Raw genomic sequence first — 11,414 nt, 5'->3', positions numbered from 1 at the left:
ACGGCCGCAGCCGACCCGACACCGCGCCCGGGAAACCGACCTTTGGCGCCTGCCCGAGCCCGATGCTCGTATACATGTTCCACATCTCTTCGGGTCTCAACTGCATCGCGATCTTGGTGGCTCCAATGTTGCTCGACTTCTGGATCACGCCGCCCACGGTCAGAACGCCGAACCCAGAGTCGTCGGTGATACGCGCGCCGTCGAGCACGAATGAACCGTTGCCGGTATCCACGAGCGTGTTCGGCGTGACGCGATGCAAATCGAGGGCGAGCGAAATCGTGAACGGCTTCATGATCGAGCCTGGCTCGAACGTGTCGGTCATGATCCGGTTGCGCAACTGCTCGCCGGTCATGCGTGAGCGGTCGTTCGGGTTGTAGGTCGGGTAATTGACGAGCGCGAGCACTTCGCCGGTCTTCACGTCGATCACGATTGCTGCGCCCGCCTTCGCCTTGAACTTCTCCACGGCGGCTTTCAGGTTCGTGTACGCGATGTACTGGATCTTGCTGTCGATTGACAATTCCACGTCGTCGCCGTTATGCGGCACGACTTGCTCGTCCACGTCCTCGACGATATGCCCCATCCGGTCCTTGATCACGCGACGCATCCCCGGCGTACCGGCAAGAACGCCTTGATCGCCGAGTTCGACGCCTTCCTGACCCTTGTCTTCTATATTAGTAAAGCCAATCAGATGCGCGGTGATCTCGCCTTCCGGATAAAAGCGCTTGTATTCACCACGTGAATAAATGCCGGGAATATCGAGGGCCGCGACTTTTTGCGCGACTTCAACGGGCACCTGGCGCTTCACATAGACAAAGGTCTTGTCCATGGAGAGCTTCGCGCGCAATTCCTTCGGCGACATATCGAGCAGCGTGGCGAGCTGGCCGAGCTTATCGGCGCCGAGATCGTCGGGAACGGCTTCGGGGATTGCCCAGATCGCCTTCACCGGCAAACTGGTCGCGAGCACGAGGCCGTTGCGGTCCTTGATCTGGCCGCGCGTGGCCGGCATTTCGAGCGTGCGCTGATAGCGGCTTTCACCCTGCTTCTTGAAGAACGCGTTGCCCGGACCCTGGATCCAGAACGCGCGCCCCGCAAGCGCGACGAACGCCATGAACAACATGAACACAACGAGCTTCGAGCGCCACATGGGGAGGCGCACCGAGAGAATGGGATTGGGCGTGAAGGCGACGCCCTTGTTCTTCTTTGGCGACGGTTTCATCGTTTCACCCCGCGTGCGGGAGGAGCCGACGCCGGAACGGGCGCAGGCAACGGCGCGTCCGTGGCCTTCGACGTCGCCGGGTCATAGTTCAGATATTGCGTGCGGCCCGTGGTGACGGGCAGCATTTTCAGGGACGTAGTTGCCAACTGCTCGATACGCGAAGTTTTCGACAACGCGCTCTGCTGATATTGAAGCTGCGAAAAATCCTGCTGCAATTGACGCTCTTCCGACTGCGCCCTTTGCACATTGATGAAAATCTGCCTTTGTTTGTTCGAGGCGCTCACCGCCGACAGCGCGCAGCCGAGGACGACGATCAGCAAGAAGATGTTGAGACGGTTCATGGCGCCGTCTCGGTAGTCTGGGCAGTAACCCGCTCGGCAATCCGCATGACAGCGGAACGCGCACGCGGGTTCGCTGCGACTTCGGCGTCAGACGCAAAGACACGACCAATCAGCTTGAGCGGCGGACTAGGCAGATCGGCGGCACGAATCGGCAAGCGGCGGTCGATCGCAGGCCCGCTTGCGTGGGCCTGCATGAAACGTTTGACGATCCGGTCCTCGAGCGAATGAAAGCTGATCACGACGAGGCGCCCCCCTTGCTCCAACAACGTCAATGCTGCGTCCAGAACTACTTGCAGCTCCGCAAGCTCTTGATTGATGTGAATCCGTATAGCCTGAAAGGTGCGGGTTGCCGGATCCTTACCCTTCTCACGGGTTTTGACGACATGACCCACGATTTGGGCAAGCTCGCCCGTGGTGACGAGAGGCCCAAGACGATCGGACTCTGCCCGGCGAGCAACAAGCGCCTTTGCAATCTGAAAAGCAAACCGTTCTTCCCCATAATCTTTAATCACCTCCGTCAGTTCCTGCACCGTTGCCCGCGCCAGCCATTCCGCGGCAGATTCGCCACGGCTCGGGTCCATCCGCATGTCGAGCGGGCCATCGGCCCTGAAGCTGAAGCCGCGATCCGGATCGTCCACTTGTGGCGACGACACCCCCAGATCCAGCAACACGCCCGACACTTTTCCTACTCCTCGCTCGGCAGCGGCATCGGCTAACGAGGCGAAACTTTCATGCACTATGGAAAATCTTGAATCCTGAATCTGCGCTGCTGTAGAAATAGCCAACGGATCTTTGTCGAAGGCGATCAGGCGCCCCGCTTCCGCCAGCTTCGTCAGGATCAGACGGCTATGGCCGCCGCGTCCAAACGTTCCATCTATATAAGTACCGTCCACACGCGTGACGAGCGCATCTACCGCCTCATCCAGCAGCACCGTGCGATGCTGCAATTCGTTTTTCATCGCAGGGGCCATGTTCTTTAGCGCCGCGTCAAAACGTAAAATTCTTCAGCGCGTCGGGCATGCCTTGCGCCATTGCCGCTTTTTCCTTCTCGGTGTAAGTCACCGCGTCCCACACTTCCAGGTAATTACCCATGCCGAGCAGCGTCACTTCTTTAGTCAACGATGCCGCCGCGCGTAATTCTGGCGATACCAATACCCGTCCAGCGCTATCGAGCTCGACATCCATGGCGTTGCCGAGATAAATCCGGCGAACCCAGATTGCGTCCATAGGGAGTGCAGCGATTTTCGAGCGAAAGATTTCCCACTCAGGGCGAGGAAACAGCAACAGGCATCCATCCGGGCTCTTGGTGAGCGTAACCCGGCCTTCTGCCTGTCCTTGCAGCGCTTCCCGATAGCGAGACGGGACGGACATCCGTCCTTTCGCATCGAGCGACAGCGCCGAAGCCCCTTGGAACACTCGCCCTCTCCTCTTCGCGCCACAGCGGCGCGTCACAACTTTGTTGGAATATGCCTGAAAGTGCGCTTCGAATCACACAAAAATACACTTTCTCACACCATTTCCCACTGTAGAGGAAGGCATTTCGCCGGTCAATACGATCTGGCGTTTTTTGACTAAATTTGTTTGTTAGAACAATGACTTAGCGCAGACCGCTAAAGTAGGCTGAAATTTCGAAAAGCGTTATGAATGAATGACGTAGTGGCGAATGTGAAGGTAGTACGTGAAATGACAGACGAAAACTGGGGGTGGTTTTGTTCATGAAGACCCGCGTGAGGTATTACGGGTCAGATGGAACGCAGAAAACGGAGGGAAGTGAGAGCGCATCCCGCCAGATTCGGCGAGATGCGTGATTGATTAAATATAGTACGCCGTGCGGGTCATGACCTTCGATGTCGCGCGCATCAGCGCACGCACCGGAAACGGCAACTCGACGCCACCCGCGTTGATGGCCGCGACGGCATGCGCAGCTTCATCGGTGCGCATTTGCTCCACGATCGCCCGCGATGCGTGGTCGTTCGCAGGCAGACTCGTCATATGGCTGTTCAGGTGCTTCTCTACCTGACGTTCAGTTTCCGCCATGAACCCGAGGCTGACGCGATCGCCAAATCTGCCGGCAATAAACCCCAGCGCCAGGGACCCCGTGTACCACAAGGGGTTGAGCAAGCTGGGCCGTGAGTCGAGGTCACGCAAACGCTGCATGGTCCACGCCAGATGGTCTTCTTCCTCACGCGCCGCGTCCTCGAAGCCGCGCTTCAAGGTGGTCGATTTAGTCGCGAGTTTTTGCGCCTGATACAGCGCCTGCGCGCACACCTCGCCCACGTGATTCACACGCATTAACGCCGCCGAGTGGGCCTTCTCTTCCACGCTTAGCGTGGTATCCGTTGCGTCGGCTGGCGCCTCAGCGCTGTCCAACTGAACCGGAGGCGCCTCTGGTATGGGACGCGACATCCGGGATACGCCGGTCATCGACCGCAGCCCACGATCGAACTCAGAGATCAGTTCATCGAGTGTCATTTCATAACTCCTGTTTCGATCTCCTGAGCGATCTTGCACCGGGCGGAGACCGATCGTCCACCTAACAAATTACCCACTCTTCCAAACGTGTAATTAGGGCAAATACGGGTCGCAAATAGGCTGAAAACCTCGATTTTACCGCATGTTGCGTAAACGTCACACGCACGTAATGAAGGGGCCGTTTTCCTTTGTCGCTAAAAGCCTCTTTGTTACATTACGTTCAACTTCAATTTTGAAGTACCGGCAGGGACGTCAACACACTGGCGCTAAGAACAGTGACCTTGCCAAACAGTTTCAACACTCTGGAGATCATCAATGAAAAAGTCGCTTCTCGCTCTGGCTGCGCTGGGTACATTCGCGGGTGCCGCGCATGCTCAGAGCAGCGTAACGCTGTACGGTATTGTCGATGCAGGTCTTGCTTACGCCAACAACGTTGGTGGCCATCACCTCTATGAAACGAGCGCCGGTAACCTGCAAGGCGATCGTTGGGGCCTGCGTGGTACGGAAGATCTGGGCGGTGGCCTGAAGGCACTGTTCGTGTTGGAAAACGGTTTCAACGCGTTTTCCGGCAAGCTGGGTCAAGGCGGTGATGAATTCGGCCGTCAAGCCTACGTTGGCCTGTCGAGCCAGTTCGGTACGGTTACCCTCGGTCGTCAGTACGACTCCGTGGTGGACTACACCGGCGCGCTGGAAGTTGGTAGCCAGTGGGCGTCGTTCTACGGTGCTCACCCGGGCGACCTGGACAACATGAACAACTCGAATCGGGTGAACAACTCGATCAAGTACACGAGCGCGAACTATAGCGGCATCACGTTCGGCGGCTTGTACAGCCTGGGCGGTATTGCTGGTCAATTCAACCGCAACCAGATTTTCTCGGGCGGTGTTGGCTATGCACAAGGTCCGTTGACTTTGGGCGCTGGTTACTTGAACGTCAAGAACCCGAACTTCTCGTTCTTTGGCAACAACGCTACGTCGAACGCCGCAACTTCGAACATGGCCGGTTCGACGGTCTACTCGGGCTATGCATCGGCTAAGACGCAGCAAGTGATCTCCGCTGGCGGTGCTTACACGTTCGGTCCGGCAACTGTCGGCGCAACGTACAGCAACACGCAGTTCAAGGATCTCGGACAGACGCCAGGCACGGGGCTGAACCCGCAAGGCCTGAATGGCAGCGCCAAGTTCCACAACGCCGAACTGAACTTCAAGTATCAGCTGACGCCGGCTCTGTTGCTGGGCGCTGCATACGACTACACGAAGGGCTACGGCGTGAACGACGCGAAGTACCACCAAGGCATCGTTGGTGTGGACTACTTCCTGTCCAAGCGGACCGATCTGTATGCCGACGGCATCTATCAACACGCGTCGGGTACGGATTCGACCGGCAAGACCGCTGTTGCAAACATCAACGGCCTGTCGGCGTCATCGACGTCGAACCAGGTTGCTGCTGTTGTCGGCATCCGTCACAAGTTCTAATAAGTCGTAATAAAACAGTTGTCTTGAAAGGCGCCTCCGGGCGCCTTTTTTTTGTGCCGATTCCGGACTGGATCGAGCCGACTTCGGCGCACGCAAAGAAAGCAGGCCTCCGCATCTTGCGATGCGAAGGCCTGCTTTTTATTTCCCTCTTTGGTGGCCGGACTTTGCTCAGGCGTTGCCGTCGCGCAACTCGCGGCGCAATATCTTGCCGACGTTACTCTTGGGCAACTCCGCCCGGAACTCGATCACGCGTGGCCGCTTGTAACCCGTTAACCGCTCCTTACAGAAGGCCATGACATCGGCCTCAGTCAAATGCGGATCGCGGCGAACGACAAACAGTTTGACCGCTTCGCCCGAGGTCGCATCCTTCACGCCGACCGCCGCCACTTCGAAGACACCCGGAAGCTTTGCCACCACATCCTCGATCTCGTTCGGATACACGTTGAAGCCCGACACCAGGATCATGTCCTTCTTGCGGTCCACGATCTTCACGTATCCGCGTTCGTCCATGATGCCGACATCACCCGACTTGAAGAAGCCGTCGGCGGTCATCACCTTTGCCGTCTCATCGGGACGGTTCCAGTAGCCCGCCATCACCTGTGGCCCGCGAATGCAAATCTCACCAGGCTGACCGAGCGGCATATCGTTGTTGTCGTCGTCGCGGATGGTGAGTTCGGTGGAGGGGAACGGCAAGCCGATCGTGCCGGTGTATTCGGTAGCGGTCACGGGATTACACGTCACGCAGGGAGATGTTTCGGACAGCCCATAGCCTTCGATGATCGGCGAACCCGTTGTCTCGAACCATCGCCTCGCCACGGCTTCCTGCACGGCCATGCCACCGCCGTTCGCCGCGATCAGCTTGGAAAAATCGAGTTTGGCGAATTCCGGATTGTTCAGCAGTGCGTTGTACAGGGTGTTCACGGCCGGAAAGGTGTTGATCTGAAAGCCCTTCAGCTCCTTGATCGTGCCCGGGATATCGCGTGGATTCGGAATCAGGATGCCCATTCCGCCCGTGCGCATGGTCAGGAAGCCGCAAACGGTCAGTGCAAAGATGTGATAAAGCGGCAGCGCCACGACGGTCACGAATTGATCGATGTCCGGCCGGTTCTTGCGTCCAGGTTCGAGCCAGACTTCGGACTGCAAGACGTTCGCAATCAGGTTCCGATGCAACAGCATCGCGCCCTTCGCTACGCCCGTTGTGCCACCGGTGTACTGGAGAAAAGCAATGTCGTCGGGACCTTGCTTGATGGGTTTGAGCGTTTCGCGTGCACCTTGCCGAAGGGCTGCGTTGAAACTCACATGGCCCGGAAGCGTCCACGCCGGCACCAACTTCTTCACACGCCGCACGACGAAGTTGACGATCACGCCTTTCGCGCCCATCAGGTCGCCCATCGACGCAACCACCACGTGCTTGATCGCGGTGTTTTTTACGACGGCCTGCACGGTATGCGCGAAGTTTTCGAGCACGACGATTGCCTCGGCACCGGAATCCCTCAACTGATGCTCGAGTTCACGCGGCGTATAGAGCGGATTCACGTTCACAACCACATAACCTGCGCGCAGAATGGCGGCGATCGCGACCGGGTACTGCAACACGTTCGGCATCATGATCGCGACACGCGCACCGGTCGCAAGCCCACGCGACTGGAGCCACGCGGCTAGCCGGCTGGACAGCGTGTCGAGCTCACCATAGGTGATCGCCTTGCCCATGCAGACAAACGCACGTTTGCTGCGATGTTCGCGAAAACTCTCTTCCAGCAGGTCGGAAAGCGAATTGTACTGAGTCTCATCGATTTCCTCGGGCACGCCTGCCGGATAGGACTTCAGCCAAATTTTTTCCATACGGCGTCTCCTTTGTATGATTTTAGAATGGTCGTGCGAAAATAGTCCGTAGCGCATCGTAGCCGCTCGATCGCATTCCGACAACCGGGTTAGACGCCAGCTTCCAATCTCACCGGTTCGTGCTTCCCCTTAAGCTCGCTGGCTTCCACGCAATTTTCCCCAACTCATTTCTCGACTCATTTCTCGATTCAATAAGCCGCCTCGACCTCCACGAGACAGTCATAAAATGTCGCAGACCCGCCGAGATCGGTGAGCGCCTGGCTCGTTACCTGGTTGGCGTTGCAGCCATCCGGCGCCAGCTTCTTCCACCATACCGATAAACCCACCACGACGCCTTCACGCGCGCGATCGGTGACGCGCACGCGTGCCTGCATCGAACCGCGATCGTTGAATACGCGGACCAACTCACCTTCGGTGATCTGACGGGCCTGGGCATCGGCGGGATGCATGTCGAGATGCGGTTCACCTTCCGTCGAGCGCAGGCTTTCCACATTAACGAAGCTGCTGTTGAGGAAGTTCCGTGCGGGCGGCGAGATCATCGCGAGCGGATAACGGGCGGCGAGTGCCGGCGCGTACTCGGCCGATTCGTACGGCGGCAGGTAATCCGGCACAGGCTCAAGCCCGGCACGTTGCAAACGCTCGCTGAAAAATTCGCACTTCCCCGATGGCGTGTGGAAACCGCCCTCGGCGAACGGCGCCTCCGCCAGCTTGAGTTGCGCCCAGCCCTTTGTTTTCAGCGTGTCCCAGGTCACGCCGGCGAGGGCGGGATCCTCCCAGCGGAATGCCTTCGATGCCAGCTCTTCATCGCTTTCGAATAGCGCCGGATGCGTCAGCCCCATCGCCCTGGCCAAGCCGCGGAAAATCTCCGTGTTCGGCCTCGACTCGCCAACCGGAGCGATGGCCGGCAAGTTCGCCATCACGTGCGTGTGGCCGTATGACTTGTGGGCATCGAGATGCTCTAGCTGCGTAGTCGCCGGCAAGATGAGGTCGGCGTAGTCGGCGGTGTCGGTCTGGAAATGCTCGAGCACGATAGTGAACAGATCCTCGCGCGCGAACCCCGCTGCGACCTTCGCCGAATCTGGTGCGACCGCGACCGGGTTCGAGTTGTAGACGATCAGCGCCTCAACTTTCGGGCCGAAGCTGGCGTCGCCAGCGTGCAGCAACGCGTCGCCGATAGCATTCATGTTCACCATTCGCGGCAGTTTCGACGGCCACCCCGGCAGCAGGTCCGGCCGTTCGAGCGCGTTGACATCGACCGGCGCCCAATTCGACGACGACAGCAGCAAGCCCCCCGACCGCTCACGCCACGCACCCGTGAGCGAAGGCAGACACGCGATCGCACGAACCGCATTGCCACCGCCTCGCACGCGCTGCATACCGTAGTTGAGACGTATTGACGCTTTTCTAGTCGATCCGAAAGCCCGCGCGAGATCGATTACAACCTGCTCTTCGATCCCGCATATTTGCGCAACACGCGCCGGCGGATAAGCGTCAGCGCGGGCCTTGAGTTGATCGAAGCCGAGCGTGTAGGCATCGATGTAATCCTGATCGATCAGCCCTTCGCCGATGATCACGTTCATCATGCCGAGCGCCAGGGCGCCGTCCGTGCCCGGTTTCAACGCAATGTGCTGATGACATTTTTCAGCCGTGAGCGAGCGGTATGGATCGATGGCAATCAACCGTGCGCCTCGGCGCTTGGCTTCCTGCGCGCGCGTCCAGAAGTGCAGATTCGATGCAATCGAATTCGATCCCCAAATCAGGATCAGCTCGCTTTCCTCGAAATATTCGGTATGCATACCGAGACTTCCGCCATACGTGTAGCGCAAGCCCGCCGCGCCGGCAGCAGCGCAAATGGTGCGGTCCAGGCGCGACGCGCCGAGCACATTGAAGAAGCGTGCGGCGATGCTTTCGCCTTGAACCAGGCCCATCGTGCCGGCGTAGCTGTAAGGCAAGATGCCTTCAGGTGCACGGGCCGCGATCTCATTCAGGTGCACAGCCGCGAATGCCAGCGCTTCCTCCCAGCTCACCGCTTCGAAACGGCCCTCTCCCTTCGCACCGACGCGACGCATCGGCGTGAGCAATCGATCCCGATGGTGAGTTCGTTCCGCATAGCGCGACACCTTCGTGCAAAGCACGCCTTGGGTGGGCGGATGATCGGGATCGCCGGTCACCTTGATCGCGCGGCCGTCCTTCACAGTGACGCGCATCGCACAGGTGTCGGGACAATCGTGTGGACAAACAGCGCGGGCGAATTCGGTGGGAGCGTTCATGCGGATATCCGGTGGGAATGTGCAAAAAGCGAACAGATAAGAAGATTTTATTACGGTTGACCGACCTCGCCGTCTCGCATCTCGATAAATAATCGCGGGCGTAGAATGGTGCAATCGACGCGGACGAAAGCACGCGCAACGTCATTTTTTAAGACAGAGGGCAGTTTATGAATCTGATTCCAGAAATCGAAGCGTCGCATGAGGAAATCAAAGCGCTGCGACGAACGATCCACGCGCATCCCGAGTTGCGCTACGAAGAAGTCGGTACGGCAAAGCTCGTTGCCGAAAATCTCGAACGATGGGGCCTGGAAGTTCATCGTGGCATGGGGAAGACGGGCGTAGTCGGGGTGTTGAAACGCGGTTCGAGTAGTCGATGCGTGGGCTTGCGTGCCGACATGGATGCCTTGCCGATCGCGGAAATCAACACGTTCGGGCACCGGTCACAGAACGAAGGCCGCATGCACGCGTGCGGACACGACGGCCATACCGCCATGTTGCTGGGCGCGGCGAAACATCTGGCTAAGCACGGCAAGTTCGATGGCACGATCGTGTTCATCTTTCAGCCGGCCGAGGAAGGTGGCGCCGGCGCCAAGGCGATGATCGAGGATGGGCTGTTTGAACAATTTCCCGTCGATGCCGTGTTCGGCATCCACAACTGGCCGGGCATCCCCGCAGGCTACTTCGGGGTCACGCCAGGTCCGATCATGGCATCGAGCAATGAATTTCGCATCAATATCAAGGGCGTCGGCTCACACGCAGCTTTACCGCACAATGGACGCGACCCGGTTTTCACGGCGGTTCAGATCGCCAATGGGCTGCAAGGGATTATCACGCGTAGTAAGAAACCCATCGACACCGCCGTCCTTTCGATCACCCAGATCCATGCTGGAGACACGTCGAATGTGGTCCCCGATGATGCTTGGCTCGGCGGCACGGTGCGAACATTTACCGTCGAGACACTTGATCTGATCGAGCGCCGGATGCGGACGATTGCGAAGGCGACCGCGGCGGCGTACGAGTGCGAAGTTTCCATCGACTTTCATCGGAACTATCCGCCCACGATTAACGACGCTGAGCAGACGCGCTTCGCGGCGTCGGTGATGGCGGAGGTAGTCGGCAAGGAAAACGTCAACGCCACCGTCGAACCAACGATGGGCGCCGAAGACTTTGCTTTCATGCTTCTAGCGAAGCCAGGTTGCTATGCATTCTTAGGGAATGGCGAAGGGTCGCATCGCGACACTGGGCATGGATTAGGGCCTTGCACGCTTCACAACGCAAGCTACGATTTCAACGATGCGCTGTTATCCGTTGGGTCGACGTATTGGGTTCGGCTCGCGGAAAAGTTCTTGGCTGCCGGAGGGGATCAAGCTACGCGTTGAATGAGTTAAACCGCGTTTAATGTCGATGCGTCCGCTCTGTTGAAGCGGGCGCATTTTTTTGTGGCGATGGGCTGTGTTTCAGCTGTTGAGTCAATATCCCGAGGATACGCATTGATGGGCGTTTGCGCCGCGAGATTGAGAGCCGCTCAATTGAGTTTGCTTCTTTTTTATCGCCCTGGAGCGCCGCGAAATAGGCAGCGTGCATGCACGTGCCACCGCGCTGCCCTCGCCTGCGGCGATGCCCTTTGATGGAGGACTGTGATTCTTTATAACGGGGTTTTGAAGGGTGGAGCCCGAAACGCAAAAACCCCACCTTTTAGGGGTGGGGTTTTGTCGAAGCTGCGATGGACTGCAGCGAATGAGGAGCCTGACGATTACCTACTTTCACACGGGTATCCGCACTATAATTGGCGTGTAGTCG

The 11,414-nt window shown here is 58.3% G+C and carries 9 protein-coding genes; 2 read left to right on the top strand and 7 right to left on the bottom strand.

Annotated features, from left to right (window positions below; genetic code table 11):
- The 5 genes from JWR14_RS19890 to coq7 all read right to left on the bottom strand — a co-directional run.
- Positions 1-1,216, bottom strand: a 1,216-nt coding sequence (locus JWR14_RS19890; RefSeq protein ID WP_299710123.1) for a penicillin-binding protein 2, incomplete at its 3' end; no start/stop codon positions are given.
- A complete protein-coding gene (gene ftsL / locus JWR14_RS19885) occupies positions 1,213-1,557 on the bottom strand; it encodes a cell division protein FtsL (protein WP_299710121.1) in 345 nt (114 codons plus the stop codon). The genes ftsL and JWR14_RS19890, both read right to left, overlap by 4 nt.
- Complete coding sequence (gene rsmH, locus JWR14_RS19880) at positions 1,554-2,516, bottom strand: 16S rRNA (cytosine(1402)-N(4))-methyltransferase RsmH (RefSeq protein WP_299710119.1); 963 nt, start codon at positions 2,514-2,516, stop codon at positions 1,554-1,556. Before rsmH ends, ftsL begins: the two co-directional genes overlap by 4 nt.
- A 28-nt stretch (positions 2,517-2,544) precedes the next feature.
- Entirely contained in the window at positions 2,545-2,973 is a 429-nt protein-coding gene (gene mraZ, locus JWR14_RS19875) for a division/cell wall cluster transcriptional repressor MraZ (RefSeq protein ID WP_097265458.1), read from the bottom strand.
- A 396-nt stretch (positions 2,974-3,369) separates the two neighbouring features.
- Complete coding sequence (coq7, locus tag JWR14_RS19870) at positions 3,370-4,029, bottom strand: 2-polyprenyl-3-methyl-6-methoxy-1,4-benzoquinone monooxygenase (RefSeq protein ID WP_299710115.1); 660 nt, start codon at positions 4,027-4,029, stop codon at positions 3,370-3,372.
- A gap of 315 nt (positions 4,030-4,344) precedes the next feature.
- Here coq7 and JWR14_RS19865 point away from each other — a divergent pair, with 315 nt between their 5' ends.
- Positions 4,345-5,502, top strand: coding sequence for a porin (locus JWR14_RS19865; RefSeq protein WP_299710113.1), 1,158 nt, complete (start codon positions 4,345-4,347; stop codon positions 5,500-5,502).
- 168 nt (positions 5,503-5,670) lie between these two features.
- On the opposite strand, the gene JWR14_RS19860 is transcribed toward JWR14_RS19865, so the two are convergent.
- Together JWR14_RS19860 and JWR14_RS19855 are read right to left on the bottom strand one after the other, a co-directional pair.
- Positions 5,671-7,344 (bottom strand): long-chain fatty acid--CoA ligase, encoded by a 1,674-nt coding sequence (locus JWR14_RS19860; protein ID WP_299710112.1) that lies wholly within the window; start codon positions 7,342-7,344, stop codon positions 5,671-5,673.
- Positions 7,345-7,532: 188 nt separating this feature from the next.
- A complete protein-coding gene (locus tag JWR14_RS19855; RefSeq protein WP_299710109.1) occupies positions 7,533-9,614 on the bottom strand; it encodes a molybdopterin oxidoreductase family protein in 2,082 nt (693 codons plus the stop codon).
- A 167-nt stretch (positions 9,615-9,781) separates the two neighbouring features.
- On the opposite strand from JWR14_RS19855, the gene JWR14_RS19850 reads away from it, so the two are divergent.
- Positions 9,782-10,993, top strand: a complete 1,212-nt coding sequence (locus JWR14_RS19850; protein ID WP_299710107.1) for a M20 aminoacylase family protein — start codon at positions 9,782-9,784, stop codon at positions 10,991-10,993.
- The last annotated feature ends 421 nt before the right edge of the window (positions 10,994-11,414 follow it).

Source organism: Caballeronia sp. (genome assembly GCF_028292365.1).
In the GTDB taxonomy this organism is placed as follows: domain Bacteria; phylum Pseudomonadota; class Gammaproteobacteria; order Burkholderiales; family Burkholderiaceae; genus Caballeronia.
This window is presented reverse-complemented; position numbering and strand designations above follow the sequence as displayed.